This window comes from Mucilaginibacter sp. P2_D11 (assembly GCF_056404435.1).
On the sequence record NZ_JBFUEA010000011.1, the window covers coordinates 1 to 14,965 of the forward strand.

Here is a 14,965-nt window from a genome sequence, read left to right on the forward strand (position 1 = left end):
ATTTGTCCATAACATGCTAGTGTTTAGGATGTGGAGTTAACCCGGCTAATTCCATGCTACGAACGTGGGGTTAAATTACTATAGAGCCTTGGGTTAATAAAAGAAGATAGCCAGGGCATTAGATCAACATAGAGCCTCGAAGGCTAGAACTCGTGACTATTTCCTACCGGCTATCTTCTCCACATTTTAACATGCCAAAATTATCAACAACAATCTGTTAATTAATTTCTTTGCAAGTCTAATGGAATTTATTTCAACACCCCATCATAAAAGTGGCCGATATGCTTGCCCCTTTGTGTGCCGTAGACCTGCCGTGTGGGGTGCTGAAACAAGTTAAGCATGACGATTGAGATTATATAAACCCATCATGTTGAATTTATTTCAACACCCCATCATAAAAGTGGCCGATATGCTTGCCCCTTTGCGTGCCGTTGACCTCCCGTGGGGGGGGTACTGAAACAAGTTCAGCATGACGGTGGGCATAGGTGAGATTGCGTTGTGGCTACCTGCCGTGTGGGGTACTGAAACAAGTTCAGCATGACGGCGGGGTGAGATTGCGTTGTGGCTACCTGCCGTGTGGGGTGCTGAAACAAGTTCAGCATGACGATGGGGGCATGATGGTGGGGGCATGACGATGGGGGCATGGCGATGGGGGCATGGCGATGGCGCCCCCCCTCAAACAAAAAATCCCCCTTTGCAGGAGGATTTTATTATCATTCATTATATCGTTACTTCGTTATGAGGTTATACAACTCATCCAACTTGGGCGTAAGTACTATCTCTATGCGGCGATTTTTGGAGAGAGCTTCCGGGGTACCGCCTGTATCTATGGGCTGGAACTCGCCTTTGCCGGTAGCGGTGAGGCGGTGCGGGTCGACCATTTCAACTTCGGTTAAATAGCGCGTTACCGATGTGGCGCGCAGCACACTCAAATCCCAGTTATCTTTTATCTGGCCAAGGTTCTTTACTTTCTTGTCGTCGGTATGGCCTTCAACGGCTATGTTGATGTCTGCATCTTTGTTCAAAACTGCGGCTAATGATTTGAGTGCTTGCTTGCCCTTTTCGTCAATCACTATACTGCCCGAAGGGAACAGCAGCTTGTCTGTCAATGATACGTACACCTTGCCATTGCGTATATCCACGCTCAGGCCACTTTGCTGAAAACCCAACAGCGCGCTTTGCAGCTTATTCTTAAGGGCGTTGGCCGCTTCGTCGCGCTTGCGCAAAATCTCTTCTACCTCTTTAAGGCGGGCCTCGCGTTTTTGCAGGTCACTCGATAGGGTACTCACCTGCGAGGTGGTAGCATTGTAGTTCTTATCCAGGCTGCTGTACTTTTTATCCAGCGCGGCGTAGTTTCCGTTTAGCGTAGCAATTTGGTTGTGCAGGCGGGCAGTATCGGCCATCAGCTGTGCTTTCTCGGTCTCGAGGGTAACCGTTCTGGTGGTCAGTGAATCGCGCTGAGCGAGCAATGTTTTGTATTTTTTGGGCGATAATACCACGCAGGAATGCAATGCCATCATCAGGGTTGCGGCTAATAAAAGGTGTTTGATTTTCATAATGCTTAGTTTATAATAGTTAACCTATTGCGTTCTTCAAAAAAACATTCAGGGGGTATATCTTGCCACAAAGGTCGGCAACCTTTTTAACGGCATCCGGGCTTTGCACCTCCTTATCGCTAAGCGGGTGGAACACCACGAAGCTCTTCAGTTTAAGCAGTTCGATATTCTCATTATCTGCACTGTAATCCCGCGGCACGGTCTTCAGTTGTTCCTGTTTCCTAAACTCGCCAAACAGTTTCACAAATTCTGGCCCGTCGATAATCTTCTTCAGGTCGGCAGCGTTGTAGTCTATTTCCTGGCGTATCGCTTTCAGGTGTTCGGCCTCGGGCATCCAGTAGCCGCCCGCAATAAACGATTTGCCGGGCTGTATCTGCAGGTAATATTCTGCCCCGCCCAGTTTTAAGCCATGCGAAGGTATGCTGATGCCGAAATTATTTTTGTAGGGCGTTTTATCCTTACGGAAACGGATATCGCGGTAGATGCGCATCACGCTTTTTTTGGGGTCGAGGTCTGCACTCACGCCGGGGTCTATCTGATGTGCCTTGCTGATGAGTTCGGCAGTGAAGGCGATAAGATTTTCGCGGGCCTTATCGTACCGCTCTTTATTGGCCTGGAACCAGTCGCGGTTATTGTTATCTACAAGATCGGTTAAAAAACCAAGCGTTTGGGGTTGTATCATCCTCTTGATTTAGATACTTAAGCAAGGCAGCGAAACTGCCGCGGGCCTTAATTAAGGTTGAGTTTCTCGTTAGGCGCATCAAATACCACGGCCTTGCGGCGATATTTCTTGTACCAGATGTATCCACCAACTGCCACTACCAAATAAGGCGCAGCCAGCAAATACAATATACCGGCGTTAAGGCCGGCCGTAGCATGGCTACCGCCTTGCGAACTTGTTTCAACGGCTGCAGTACAGGCGGCGCACTGGGCACTGGCCTGCATTACACCTAATACCGTTATGCAAAAAAATATCGCGAAGAATAAATAACAGAGCTTTTTCATGCTTTTGCAACTATTAAAAATGGTAGTACGGTTTTATCATCAAATATACAACAACTCCGGATACGGTAACGAACAACCATATAGGAAACGCCCATCTTACCAGTTTCTTATGTTTTTGCACCTGCATTTGCAGGCCCGAATTAAAACTTAGTAAAACAAGCGGCAACACCCCGGCAGCCAGGATGATGTGCGGCACCAGGATAGCCAGGTACAAAGTACGCAAGCCGCCTGCAACGAGCTTTTCTTCGGGAGAGGCGAGGCCATCGCCATTGGTATCGCCATAAGGGGTATCGTGCCGCATGAGGTAATGGAACACCACGTACGATACCAGGAACAATGCCGAAAGACAAAAGGTTACGATATTCAACCTTTTATGCACAGCAATATTACCCTGTTTTATGAAGTAAAGCGATACCAGCAACAACACGCTGCAGGTACCATTCAATATGGCATTCAGCAGGGGCAAATATGGCGTGAACGACGGCGCAACCGCAGGCCCGGGTATAAGATGGCGGTTAAGCAATATTACCAGGGCTATCACCGCAATGGTGACGCCCGCAACGAAACGGAATATGAATTTATCGGTCATTTTATTTAAGGATCACGAATCCAGACTACAAGAGCCAGGATTCCAATTTTAACTTCCAGCAAATATCTTGACTCTTATGTCTTGACTTCTTGCTTCTAATTTTTAGCATTTGAAACGCGGCTGCAATGTCTGCGTCGATATGCAACTCACCCCCCGCCCCCTCTCTGCTACGCAAAGATGGGGAGACATTGCGGCTATTTGCTCCTTCTTCACCCTCTTTAACGAAGTTAGAGAGGGTCGGCCAGCGATAGCGTAGCCGGGGTGAGTCAAATATGCAAGCGATAGGGCTCGAATTTCAAGACAGCGAACACTTTTGCCTCTAACCTTCTAATAAAGCGCTTTATCCACCTTACGCAGTTCTTCAGATACCAGCACTTTTATCTCGTCGTTCAGGCGCATAACATCTGCCCGCGTGCTGCCCGAATAATAGCCCCTGATGCGTTTTTCGGCATCTATGAGTACCATCTTATCATCCAACACAAAATTCCCTTCGCCAACTTTGGCTGCATTAAGCAGCAGGCCGTTGTGGGCCAGGTTGTATATGGTGGTGGTATCGCCGGTTAAAAACAGCCATTTATTACTGGGCTTGAAGTTACCTGCGTATTGCTTTAATACGGGCTGGGTATCGTGCTCCGGGTCCACCGTTATAGATACCAACTGCACCATATTATTTTTTCGATAGTTTACATCCAGGCTATCCATAAAACCGTTAACGGTAGTACAAACATCCGGGCAACGGGTATAAAAGAAAGCTGCAACGAATATCTTCTTATCGAAGTTTTTGAAGGATACCGGTTTACCATTTTGGTCGGTAAGCTTAAAGTCGTCCAGCTTGTGGTAAATGGTATCGGCAATAAACTTGCCGTGGAACTTATGGCCTGTCTTTGCTATCTGCTTGCTGCCGTAGAAAGGCAGCGGCTTATAGCGGTTTTTGCCTTTTACGGTTAGCAAATAATATAAAAATCCCGGTAATGCCAATATCATTACCAGGATTATTATCTTTTTTAGGATGCCTGTGTTACGCTTTAACACTTTACCTTATTTGTCCTGCCCAAAAATGGCTTTCGTTAGTAAGCACCAATATCAGCCCGATGATGAACAGTATCGGCACGATGATAGCCAGCATCAAACCAACCTTCTCAAACTTAAGGTGCATAAAATATGCTACGATAAGGAATGCCTTGAACAGTGTTAAAACGATATATATAGGATTTGCCCAATGCATGGGGATATGGCCTTTAGGTACCAACCAAAGTGCTATGATGAACTCGACCGCAGTGATAAGGCTTAAGTAAACCGCTATCCTAATGATAGCTTTTTTATCCATTCCGCCGTGTTCGCCGTGCTCTTCGTGGTGAGCTCCTGTTGTTTCTGATGACATATGCTTAATCAGGTTAAATTATCAAACTAAATAGAAGAAGGTAAATACGAATACCCAAACCAGGTCTACAAAGTGCCAGTAAAGGCCAACTTTTTCAACCATTAAATAACTGCCGCGTTTTTCGTAAGTACCCAACAATACGTTAACAGTAATAATGCAATTGATTATTACACCGCTAAATACGTGGAAACCGTGGAAGCCTGTGATAGTAAAGAACAGGTTCGCAAACTGATGCGTGTAAGTAGTAGAAGGAGCAAGGCTGGGGTCAGTCGACTTGTGGAAATATTCCCCAATCTCATGAGGTATGCTTCCCCACCAAAAGCCTTCGCTGTGCAGGTGCGCCCACTCCAATGCCTGGCAACCAAGGAATGCGAAACCACCCAAAATGGTTGCCAGCATCCACCATGTTACCTCTTTACGGGCCATACGGTGTCCGGCTTCTACTGCCAGTACCATGGTAACCGAACTAAGGATAAGGATAAACGTCATGATACCTACAAACACCAGCGGAGCGCCATGCTCTATCATACCTGGTACGGATTGGAATATCAAATCGGCAGCAGGCCAGCTATTGGCACTGAAACGCAACGCGCCATAAGAAATTAATAACGAAGAAAAGGTAAACGCATCCGAGAGGAGGAAAAACCACATCATCATTTTACCATACTCTACCTTGAAGGGGGAGGTTCCGCCTGCCCAGGGAGTGGTTTTTACCTCATCAATTGGTGATACTTGTGCACTCATGTGTTTGTTAATATTGGTTCAAAAGTAAAAAAACATACAGATAAATCCATATAATATCGACAAAATGCCAAAAAATAGAGGACATCTGCATTCCGAATAAATTCTTAACCTGCGGCTTGTTGCGGTACGTGCCTAAAAGCGTGTTGCCTAAAAGCAATACCCCTGCCAAAATATGTACCAGGTGTATCCATACGAATACGTATATAAAAGATTGCGAAGCATTCTGGTTGATGAAAAACACCCCCATCTGCGGCAGCAACACCAGCCAGGCATATGTTTGCAGCGCAAAGAACGCCACGCCCAACAAAATGGTTACGCCTAAAAACAGGCGTTGTTTTTCCATCTGCAGCTCGCGCGCTGCTTTAGATGCCAGATACATGGTTACACTGCTGAGCGCTATCACGATAGTGCTGTAGGTAAATATGGCCGGCAATTTAATATTGATGCCGGTGCCGTGGCCCCCGCTGTAAACGATAAAACCGCTGGTAAGCGCCGCAAAAAGCATAAACGATGTGAATATGAATATCCACATGTTGAATTTTTTGGGGGCCAGCTGCAGTTTATCTTCTTGTTCTATATTAGCCATCATCATTTCACCTTTCCTATAAAATCAAATAAAAACATTAGTTGCACTACCGGCAAATAATAAAAAGAGCCAAACATCAACGTGCGCGCGGCGGCAACATCGGCCTTACGCAGCAAGTTGAACGCCTGGTATAAAAACAACAGGCTCATGGCTAGTGATACGCCGCCTACATAGTAACCGCCATAACCATAAATAGTAGGCAGCAAACTCACCGGCACCATTATGATGGCAAATATAAAGGTAATTGCCGCGCTGGCTTTATCCCTTTTACCGGTTGGCAGCAAGCGGAAACCGGCCAGCTTATAATCATCATCAAGCACCCAGGCAATTGCCCAAAAGTGAACGAATTGCCATATAAATTGTATGCTGAACAATATCAGCGCTATCTCGTCTATTCTTCCGTGTGGTTGCCCGGCTACGTAACCAATTAAAGCCGGTAATGCCCCCGGTATTGCCCCTACGAACACCGCAATTGCCGATTTTCGTTTAAGCGGTGTGTAAGCAAATGCATACAACAGTATCGAGAACACCGATAACAAGCCGGTGAGTATATTCAAACTCCCCAGCAAATAGGTCCCCATCATGCCCATGCCCAGGCCTAAAACCAAACCCTGCCCTGTCGTCATGCGCCCGGCAGGCATTGGCCTGTCCATCGTGCGTTTCATCAGCTTATCGGTATCTACCTCTATCACCTCGTTAAAGCAATTAGCAGCCGAGGTAACCAGGAAACCGCCGATAACCAGCTTTGCCCAGTTGAGCCACATGGTGCTGCTGTAAAGCGAGCCCCAGGTATCGCCACCGTTGGCTTTCACGGCTATGATGAATGATATCGAAGCTGAAAACGTTACCAAAAAGGTAAGCCTAAGCTTTATCAGTTTGCTAAAATCGCTCCACTTCACCTGCGTGCCCCCTGTAAATTAACCGAACTGAATAAATTCAACAACAAATAAAACTGGGCACCAAAAACCAGGCTTGCCAGTACAATATGCGTTGCCTGCGCGTATGGCGGCAACGACGAATACGATAGGATGATACCCGTTACTATCTGCAGCATGAGCATCAAAAAGGTAAAGCTCATCAACTGCTGCTGCATAGAGTGCCTGGTGAACGTACGCCGTATCAATGCATACAAAACAACATTCAGTATCAATACCATGATGGCCATATCCCTGTGCTGGGTGAATATCTCCCCTGCCCTGCTGGTCCAGCTATCACGATAGCTGCCCTCTAAGTGGCTTGCCACAGCATCTATTTTCTCGCGCACCTCGGTGCCGAAGGTTATTTGCAATATGCTCAACGCAAGCACCAGTAAAGTAAGTATTACTATAAAAGGCTTTACGGTTAGTTTGTAACGCCCCTCAACCCTCGCCATGTGGTAGGTTGCTATGCTGATGGCCAATATGGCCAATGCCAGCAGCATGTGTACGGTAACTATCCAGGCAACCAAATTTGTTGATACTACTATAGAACCCAACCATGCCTGGAAACCCACCAGGATAACGTTCAGCACGCTGAGTATGGGTATCAGCTTATCGCTTTTCCAATACCTGAAAGAAAATACCGCTGCCAGCAATAAGAAAACGCCTGTAATTGCCCCAATAAGGCGGTTGATATATTCCGTCCAGGTGCGGGCGCTGTTAAATTCTTCGGGCACCAGTATCGAGCGATCGTTACGGATGCGCATGGCCAACTGGCTGTATCCAAAAACATCCAGCAGTTTGGCGAATTTTTGATTCTTGGCCAGTCGCCCATCTGCATACCGCTGCTTGTAGTTGATGGGCAGCTCGGATATGCTGGTGGGCGGTATATACTGCCCGAAGCATTTAGGCCAATCCGGGCACCCCATTCCCGAGCCGCTGCTACGTACCACCCCGCCCGCAAGTATCAATACGAACAGCGAGATGATGGTCAACAGGTTTATTTTTATAAATCGGCTCCCGGATGCGTTATTACTCATTCAAAATATTCCTAACAAATTAGGGTAACTCTGCAAAGTCTTAAGTTCAAAGTCAGAAGTCTTAAGTCCAAAACCCGACTTAGAACTTCTGACTTAAGACTTAGAACTTGACAATTACCCTAAAAAATCAGTTCTGATATAAAAATTACTTTACTTCTTCGTTGCTTTTTTTAGCGGCGTTCCATTTTGCATACGCCTCTAAACCTGCAGGATTATCTTCAAAATCGTGCTGAACGTTCGAGCTCATGGTTTGCGAAAGCGGTACAGTTTGCGGGATGTAATCCTCTTCGGCGCCAGGCTTGCTGTAATCATATGGCCAACGGTAAACGGTTGGTATTTCGCCATGCCAGTTGCCGTGGAAATGCTCTATCGGCGCTGTCCACTCCAGGGTGTTTGCCTGCCAAGGATTTTGAGTAGTACGTTTGCCCCAGAATATAGAGTAAACAAAGTTCACTGCAAAAGCAACTTGTGCAAGTGCTGCCATAATAGCTGCCCAGGTGATGAATACGTTTACTGATAGCCATTTGTTCCACTCTACGAATTCGGTGAATGCGTAGTAACGGCGAGGAACGCCACCAAGGCCCATGAAGTGCATAGGGAAGAACACCAGGTAAGCACCTATAAAGGTTAACCAGAAGTGCAGGTAACCGAGTTTTTCGTTCATTACGCGGCCATACATTTTAGGGAACCAATGGTAAACACCGGCAAGCATACCAAATATAGCTGCTGAACCCATTACCAGATGGAAGTGGGCAACCACGAAGTAGGTATCGTGCAGGTTGATATCCAGCGCAGCGTTACCCAGGAATATGCCTGTTAAACCGCCTGAGATAAAGAACGACACCATGCCGATAGCGAATAGCATTGCCGCAGTAAAGCGGATGTTACCGCGCCAAAGCGTAGCCAACCAGTTGAATGTTTTTACTGCGGATGGTACCGCGATTATCAGTGTAGTGATCATGAACACACCGCCCAGGAACGGGTTCATACCCGTTACGAACATATGGTGACCCCATACAATGAACGATAATACGGTGATACCTATAAGTGAGTAAACCATGGCGTGGTAACCAAATATTGGCTTACGCGAGTTCACCGACATCACTTCAGATGAAATACCCATCGCAGGCATAATTACGATATATACCTCGGGGTGGCCCAGGAACCAGAACAAGTGCTGGAACAGGATTGGGCTACCGCCCTCGAAAGGTTGTACAGCGCTACCGCCTATTACGATTTCTGATAAATAGAAGCTTGTACCGAAGCTACGGTCGAATATCAATAATACCACACCAGCAACCAGTACCGGGAACGCCAGGATACCCAGGATAGCAGTAAGGAAGAACGCCCAGATAGTCAAAGGCATCTTCCAAAGGTCCATCCCTTTGGTACGCATGTTTAATACTGTACTTACATAGTTGATAGCGCCCATTAATGATGATGCGATAAACAGCACCATACTGATGAGCCACAGAGTCATCCCCATACCTGAACCGGGCATTGCCTTAGGCATGGCCGATAGCGGAGGGTAAATGGTCCAGCCGCCGCTTGCAGGGCCCTTTTGTACCAGGAACGATGAAAGCATAATCACACTGGCCATAAAGAAGAACCAGTAAGAAAGCATATTCATGAACGGCGAAGCCATATCGCGCGCACCTAACTGCAATGGGATAAGCAGGTTACTGAAGGTACCGCTCAAACCGGCGGTAAGTACAAAGAATACCATGATGGTACCGTGTATGGTAACCAGGGCCAGGTAAAAGTTAGAATCTAAACGACCGCCTGGTGCAAAACGACCAAGCAATGTTTCCATCAAAGGAAACGCTTTGTCAGGATATGCTAATTGAATCCTGAATAGTATCGATAATATCATCGCGATGAACGCCATAGTAATACCTGTTACCAGGAATTGCTTGGCAATCATTTTATGATCCTGGCTAAAAACGTATTTAGTAAGGAACGTATCGTGATGGTGGTGTCCGTGATCTTCGTCGTGATGACCTGCTCCGTGATCTTGAACTGCTAATGTTGACATACTCGCTAATCTTGTTGAATTAATTGTTTAACGCTAACCTGTTTTGTGTTTCAGCCGGTTTTACTACGGCATACTTCAGATCTTTTTTGATTAGATCTGTCAGGTAAGGTTTTTGCTGTGCTAACCATGCCTGGTACTCTGATTCTTCTACCACACGTACAACCTTTTTCATGTTGTAATGCGCACCGCCGCATATTTTGTTGCAATACACCAGGTACTCGAAAGCAGGGTCGCCCACTTCGCGTCGCATTGCAGCGGTAGTCATAGTTGGCTTAAATTTAAAGTAAGTAGGCAAGCCGGGTACCGCATTCAACTGCACACGGAAATGTGGCATGTAAACGCTATGGATAACGTCTTGCGCGTGGATATTCAACCTGATAGATTTTCCCACAGGCAGGTACATGGTATCTACCTGCAAATCGTCGTAAGCAGATTTATCTTTAAAATCAACGCCCACCTTGTTTATGCCGGTTACCAGTTTGTAACTGGTTTTACCCAGCTTGCCATCGGCACCAGGATAACGCAGTTCCCAGGCAAATTGGTGGCCGGTAATATCTACATTAAGCGAGGCTGGCTCTCCTTTAGCATCAACCGAATTGGTAATTTTTTCCCAGGTGAAGAAACCGAAGATAACCAGTATAGTTAATACGATTGCCGGGGCTATAGTCCAAACCTTCTCGATGGTGTTATCATGCGGAAGGAAATGCGCACGGCGTTTTGCATTGTAACGGTAAGCGAAAAGGAAACCAAAAAGTAATATCTGGGTTATTACGAACACGATCATGGTCAACACGGTGGTTGTCCAAAACATCTCGTCTATCTTAACGCCGTGTTCAGATGCCGATATCGGCAAAATCATAGCGCCCTGTACAGTGAATGACCAATAGGCGCCGTACATGCCTGCTATCAGGAAGATAAGGCACACAACGCCCATCACATTATGCCAGTTGATAGGCTTTTTGTTTTGTATTTGTTGGGTAAGATCGTAAACGCGCAGTATTTTGCCAACAATGCCTACAACAAAGCATACGATAACAAATAGCAGCACGTAATAAGCTGCACCCAGCCAAACATTGGGCTTGGCCGCATCTGCCGCCGCACCGGTTGCTGCATCCTGAGCCATCAGCACGTTGGTGCCGAACAGCAGGAACGCCGCCGAAAGCGAAAGCATTTTTTTAGAACTAAATAAACTTTTGAATCCCATTTTATTGGTTTTTATGATTGTTGTATTTCGTGCAAATTTAACAATTATTATATGTGATGATGCAGGCTCTCTTGCAGGAAAGGATGCTTTTTGGGTATAAGCGATTTGAATTTGCTCAACTGCGTCAGCATCAGGAAAGTGAACAATCCGGCAAAAGCAACAAAGGTACCTATCTCGTCAATTCCGAAGTCGCGTTTCTCAACAACCGTGCCCGGCATAACCATCAGGTAATAATCAAGCCAGTGGCCCGCTATCAGCAAGATACAAGTCCACATCATGCGGTTGGTTAAGCGTTTCGCATCGCGAGACATGAGCAATAATAAAGGTGCCAGGAAGTTCATGGCGATATTTAACCAGAACCAAAACTTATATTCAGGTTCCCACCTTTTGTAGAAATATACCGACTCTTCGGGGATGTTGGCGTACCAGGTAAGGAAGAACTGTGCAAACCATACGTAGGTCCAGAAGATAGAGAAACCGAAAATCAGCTTACCTAAACTGTGCAGGTGATTTTCTGATAACCAAGAGAAATTCCCTTTCTTTTTCAGCAAGATGATCACAAGGGCTATAATAGCCAAACCACTCACGTGCATTGCTGCTAAGTTATACCAGCCAAACATAGTTGAGAACCAGTGTGCCTCTAAAGACATGATGGTACCAAATGCGAATATTGGGAAGGTAAAACCGAATATTACCAGGAAGGTACAAGATAATGCAAAACTTTTGGTGTAGTTACGCAGGCCGCCTTCGGTATCTTCATCGGTTGAGCATTTTGTTAATGCATAACCAAAATAGCTGTAAGCTGCCAGGAATGCTATAAGCATCCCATAAAAGAAACCTATTGTTAAAAACGGCGCTTTGCCGGCAATAACTGCATTGTAATTTTCGCTGCCCACTACGGTTAGGCCATGCGTTGCCCATGATGCATATAAGTATGGCACCATATGTTTTTTTCCTTCGTGAACAATTTCGTGCTGGGTAAACAAACCTGCGCTAACAACAATCACCAACAGCAAACTCGCAATTGGAAGTACTTTAGCAAACGCCTGCGGGATTCTTATCAAAGAAGCAGACCATCCGGCTTGTGCGGCATATTGGTAAGCCAAAAAGAATACGCCAGCCGTACACACACACACAAAGTAGTACGCCATCAATAACAGGTTACTAAACATGCGTTGTACATGATCGCCGCCAAGGATAAATCCCACTACGATACAAACAGCACCAATCACAATTGCCGCCAAACTCCACGTTTTGGCGCTGCCTGTGAATTCAAATTTCTCGTCAAAATTATTATGAGTCTTCATTAAAAATAATCTTATAATTTTTGTAATTGGTGAACGTACATAACTATTTTCAAACGATCGTCAGGCGCTATCTGAGAAGCGTACGAACCCATAGAGTTTACACCGTAGGTTATAGTATGATAAATTTTACCATCAGTAAGGTCTTTCATGGCACCACCGCGAGATGATTGCCCTTTTGAGTAGGAAGGAGGAGCCGGGTAGCCGTGTTGCACCACCAAACCATCGCCCTGACCAGTTACGCCGTGGCACGGAGAGCAGAAAGTTGTAAACAATTTCTTGCCTTCGGCTAAGTGCGCCGGCGTTTGGGCTATCAGGCTATCCAGATGGTAGCTGGCACTTGCGTTATCATATCCTTCACGAGAGTTCGGGAAATCGAAGCGCCTGAAACCAACCGGTGTTGTACCAGCCGGTGGCAACTGCGCCGTTTTGCCGTCTTTAAAATTTTTGTTTGGCTGATCCGGGTCGTATGCGGTATGTTCGTACATATTGGGAGCATATTCCCAACCGGTGCTGCGTTTATCCTTGCACGATGTGAACACTATCGATGCAGCAATAACGATGGCCGTTGTGCCCCATATTCTAAATTTATTCATAGCTAACATATTTTCTGTCGTTATGCTTCACTTCTACAGCGCCTGCTTCTTTTAATAAGTTGGTGATATCCTCATGTGGCACATTGCCTTTTGCGTTTATGGCGATAACGAAACGGTCATCAGTTGCGCGCAGGTCCATCACCCTAGGGGCACGGCCCGGGAAAAGGTGGGTAGCGGCAAAAAAGGTAAACGTCATACCAAATGCGGTAAACAATATCGTCCATTCAAAAGTGAATGGTACAAAGTTGGGGATAGCAAAGTTTGGTTTGCCGCCAATATCCATAGGCCAATCGTGTACCAATGTATAATACAATATGCTGAATATGACTGTTGCACCAAGGCAACCGAAGCAAAATGCTGCATAACCGAGCCTGGATTCTTTTATGCCTAATTTATCCTCTATACCGTGGATAGGCATAGGTGTATAAACGTCGTAAATAGGAATGCTATTCTTTTGCAGCTTCTCTATCCCGTGCATCATGTCATCGGGATCATCAAATAAGCCTAATATAAATTTTGTGCTACTCATTTTTATATTTTTTCGTAATCAGACATGTCAACACTGTCGTACTTAACCAACGATTCTTTGTAATACTGTACTTCTACAGGGTCAAGATGACCACCCTCTATTTCTTTCTTTTTAGACTGCTCACTGGACGTTTTCAGCAATAATTTCACTTCAGCCATTGCTACCGAAGGCAATACCCTGATAAACAAAAGGAACATGGTAAAAAATATACCTATCGAGCCAATGAACACACTTACGTCAACCCAGGTTGGATAAAACATTACCCAGCTCGACGGAATGTAATCGCGGTGCAGCGAGGTTACGATAATTACGAAACGCTCGAACCACATCCCAATGTTTACGATGATAGATAAGAACCATGAGAACTTGATACTCTGGCGTAATTTGCTCGACCAGAACAGCTGTGGAGAAATTACGTTACAGCTCATCATGCTCCAGTATGCCCACCAGTAAGGGCCGGTAGCCCGGTTGATGAACGCGTATTGCTCGTATTCAACACCAGAGTACCATGCGATAAAGAACTCAGTGATGTAAGCCACACCCACGATAGAGCCCGTAAGCATGATAATCTTATTCATCGATTCGATATGGAACATCGTGATGTAATTTTCTAAACCTAGTACCTTACGGGTAACCAGCAATAGCGTTTGTACCATTGCGAAACCCGAGAAGATAGCACCCGCAACGAAGTATGGCGGGAATATGGTGGTATGCCATCCCGGTTCGAGGGAGGTAGCAAAGTCGAAAGATACAATTGTGTGTACCGAAAGTACCAGTGGCGTAGATATACCCGCCAATATCAGGGATACGGTCTCGAAACGCTGCCAGGTTTTAACAGAACCCGTCCAGCCGAACGACATTACCGAATAGATGCGGCGGCGTAAGCCTGTTGCGCGGTCGCGGATTGAAGCGATATCCGGCAATAAGCCTGTGTACCAGAATACCAATGATACCGAGAAGTAAGTTGATATCGCGAACACATCCATCATTAGCGCCGAGTTCCAGTTTACCCAAAGCACGTACTGATTTGGCAGTGGCAAGGTAAAGTAAGCTAACCACGGGCGCCCCATGTGCGCTACGATGTAAGTGGCCGCGCAAATTACCGCGAAGATGGTCATCGCCTCGGCAGAGCGGTTAATAGAGTTACGCCAGTTTTGACGGAATATTAATAGCACCGCAGAAATAAGCGTCCCGGCGTGACCAATACCTACCCACCATACGAAACCTGTGATATCCCAGGCCCATCCTACTGTTTTGTTTAAGCCCCATGCGCCTAAGCCGAACCAAAAGGTGTAGCTGATAGACACAACCCATAATAGCGAGCCCATAGAGGCAACTGTAAAACCGATCCACCAGGCCTTATTAGGTTTATTTTCTACAGGGTTTAGTACATCGTTAGTGATTTGGGCATAGGTGATTCCTTTGCCCGTAATTAACGGTTCCCTGATTATTGATTCATTGTGAGATGCCATATATTAT

Annotated in this window: 16 protein-coding genes; all 16 read right to left on the reverse strand. The window is 46.0% G+C overall.

What is annotated here, in order from left to right; all coding sequences use genetic code 11:
- Positions 1-728 precede the first annotated feature (728 nt).
- Positions 729-1,556 (reverse strand): OmpA family protein, encoded by an 828-nt coding sequence (locus AC1DXC_RS17670; protein WP_477460494.1) that lies wholly within the window; start codon positions 1,554-1,556, stop codon positions 729-731.
- A gap of 19 nt (positions 1,557-1,575) precedes the next feature.
- Positions 1,576-2,238, reverse strand: coding sequence for a DUF2461 domain-containing protein (locus tag AC1DXC_RS17675; RefSeq protein ID WP_477460495.1), 663 nt, complete (start codon positions 2,236-2,238; stop codon positions 1,576-1,578).
- A 47-nt stretch (positions 2,239-2,285) separates the two neighbouring features.
- The gene (locus AC1DXC_RS17680; protein WP_477460496.1) at positions 2,286-2,561 is read right to left on the reverse strand and encodes a hypothetical protein; all 276 of its coding nucleotides are present in this window, start codon (positions 2,559-2,561) and stop codon (positions 2,286-2,288) included.
- A 13-nt stretch (positions 2,562-2,574) separates the two neighbouring features.
- Positions 2,575-3,150 (reverse strand): DUF420 domain-containing protein, encoded by a 576-nt coding sequence (locus tag AC1DXC_RS17685; protein WP_477460497.1) that lies wholly within the window; start codon positions 3,148-3,150, stop codon positions 2,575-2,577.
- 327 nt (positions 3,151-3,477) lie between these two features.
- Complete coding sequence (locus AC1DXC_RS17690; protein WP_477460498.1) at positions 3,478-4,134, reverse strand: SCO family protein; 657 nt, start codon at positions 4,132-4,134, stop codon at positions 3,478-3,480.
- 49 nt (positions 4,135-4,183) lie between these two features.
- Positions 4,184-4,531: a cytochrome C oxidase subunit IV family protein gene (locus tag AC1DXC_RS17695; RefSeq protein ID WP_477460499.1), complete on the reverse strand. Its 348-nt coding sequence runs from the start codon at positions 4,529-4,531 to the stop codon at positions 4,184-4,186.
- A gap of 21 nt (positions 4,532-4,552) precedes the next feature.
- Positions 4,553-5,275 carry a cytochrome c oxidase subunit 3 gene (locus AC1DXC_RS17700; RefSeq protein ID WP_477460500.1) on the reverse strand — a complete coding sequence of 241 codons (723 nt, stop codon included), beginning with the start codon at positions 5,273-5,275 and terminating at the stop codon, positions 4,553-4,555.
- A gap of 7 nt (positions 5,276-5,282) precedes the next feature.
- Positions 5,283-5,867: a cytochrome c oxidase subunit 3 gene (locus AC1DXC_RS17705; protein WP_477460501.1), complete on the reverse strand. Its 585-nt coding sequence runs from the start codon at positions 5,865-5,867 to the stop codon at positions 5,283-5,285.
- The gene (gene cyoE, locus AC1DXC_RS17710) at positions 5,864-6,760 is read right to left on the reverse strand and encodes a heme o synthase (protein ID WP_477460502.1); all 897 of its coding nucleotides are present in this window, start codon (positions 6,758-6,760) and stop codon (positions 5,864-5,866) included. The genes AC1DXC_RS17705 and cyoE overlap by 4 nt, the downstream gene beginning before the upstream one ends.
- The gene (locus tag AC1DXC_RS17715; RefSeq protein WP_477460503.1) at positions 6,757-7,773 is read right to left on the reverse strand and encodes a COX15/CtaA family protein; all 1,017 of its coding nucleotides are present in this window, start codon (positions 7,771-7,773) and stop codon (positions 6,757-6,759) included. The genes cyoE and AC1DXC_RS17715 overlap by 4 nt, the downstream gene beginning before the upstream one ends.
- Before the next feature lie 190 nt (positions 7,774-7,963).
- Complete coding sequence (locus AC1DXC_RS17720) at positions 7,964-9,853, reverse strand: cytochrome c oxidase subunit I (protein ID WP_477460504.1); 1,890 nt, start codon at positions 9,851-9,853, stop codon at positions 7,964-7,966.
- A gap of 19 nt (positions 9,854-9,872) precedes the next feature.
- On the reverse strand, positions 9,873-11,057 hold the full coding sequence (locus AC1DXC_RS17725; protein WP_477460505.1) for a cytochrome c oxidase subunit II: 1,185 nt from the start codon (positions 11,055-11,057) through the stop codon (positions 9,873-9,875).
- A gap of 47 nt (positions 11,058-11,104) precedes the next feature.
- Positions 11,105-12,364, reverse strand: a complete 1,260-nt coding sequence (locus AC1DXC_RS17730) for a quinol:cytochrome C oxidoreductase (protein ID WP_477460506.1) — start codon at positions 12,362-12,364, stop codon at positions 11,105-11,107.
- Positions 12,365-12,375: 11 nt separating this feature from the next.
- Positions 12,376-12,957, reverse strand: a complete 582-nt coding sequence (locus tag AC1DXC_RS17735) for a c-type cytochrome (protein WP_477460507.1) — start codon at positions 12,955-12,957, stop codon at positions 12,376-12,378.
- The gene (locus AC1DXC_RS17740; protein WP_477460508.1) at positions 12,950-13,486 is read right to left on the reverse strand and encodes a DUF3341 domain-containing protein; all 537 of its coding nucleotides are present in this window, start codon (positions 13,484-13,486) and stop codon (positions 12,950-12,952) included. The genes AC1DXC_RS17735 and AC1DXC_RS17740 overlap by 8 nt, the downstream gene beginning before the upstream one ends.
- Positions 13,487-13,488: 2 nt before the next feature.
- The gene (nrfD, locus tag AC1DXC_RS17745) at positions 13,489-14,958 is read right to left on the reverse strand and encodes an NrfD/PsrC family molybdoenzyme membrane anchor subunit (protein ID WP_477460509.1); all 1,470 of its coding nucleotides are present in this window, start codon (positions 14,956-14,958) and stop codon (positions 13,489-13,491) included.
- Positions 14,959-14,965 lie beyond the last annotated feature (7 nt).

Bases quoted from the DNA above. Each gene is read 5' to 3' on its own strand.
- AC1DXC_RS17740 (WP_477460508.1), bottom strand. From the start codon at position 13,486: ATGAGTAGCACAAAATTTATATTAGGCTTATTTGATGATCCCGATGAC.
- AC1DXC_RS17730 (WP_477460506.1), bottom strand. From the start codon at position 12,364: ATGAAGACTCATAATAATTTTGACGAGAAATTTGAATTCACAGGCAGC.
- nrfD (WP_477460509.1), bottom strand. From the start codon at position 14,958: ATGGCATCTCACAATGAATCAATAATCAGGGAACCGTTAATTACGGGC.
- AC1DXC_RS17735 (WP_477460507.1), bottom strand. From the start codon at position 12,957: ATGAATAAATTTAGAATATGGGGCACAACGGCCATCGTTATTGCTGCA.
- AC1DXC_RS17670 (WP_477460494.1), bottom strand. From the start codon at position 1,556: ATGAAAATCAAACACCTTTTATTAGCCGCAACCCTGATGATGGCATTG.
- AC1DXC_RS17690 (WP_477460498.1), bottom strand. From the start codon at position 4,134: ATGATATTGGCATTACCGGGATTTTTATATTATTTGCTAACCGTAAAA.
- AC1DXC_RS17675 (WP_477460495.1), bottom strand. From the start codon at position 2,238: ATGATACAACCCCAAACGCTTGGTTTTTTAACCGATCTTGTAGATAAC.
- AC1DXC_RS17695 (WP_477460499.1), bottom strand. From the start codon at position 4,531: ATGTCATCAGAAACAACAGGAGCTCACCACGAAGAGCACGGCGAACAC.
- AC1DXC_RS17685 (WP_477460497.1), bottom strand. From the start codon at position 3,150: ATGACCGATAAATTCATATTCCGTTTCGTTGCGGGCGTCACCATTGCG.
- AC1DXC_RS17680 (WP_477460496.1), bottom strand. From the start codon at position 2,561: ATGAAAAAGCTCTGTTATTTATTCTTCGCGATATTTTTTTGCATAACG.
- AC1DXC_RS17725 (WP_477460505.1), bottom strand. From the start codon at position 11,057: ATGGGATTCAAAAGTTTATTTAGTTCTAAAAAAATGCTTTCGCTTTCG.
- AC1DXC_RS17720 (WP_477460504.1), bottom strand. From the start codon at position 9,853: ATGTCAACATTAGCAGTTCAAGATCACGGAGCAGGTCATCACGACGAA.
- AC1DXC_RS17705 (WP_477460501.1), bottom strand. From the start codon at position 5,867: ATGATGATGGCTAATATAGAACAAGAAGATAAACTGCAGCTGGCCCCC.
- AC1DXC_RS17700 (WP_477460500.1), bottom strand. From the start codon at position 5,275: ATGAGTGCACAAGTATCACCAATTGATGAGGTAAAAACCACTCCCTGG.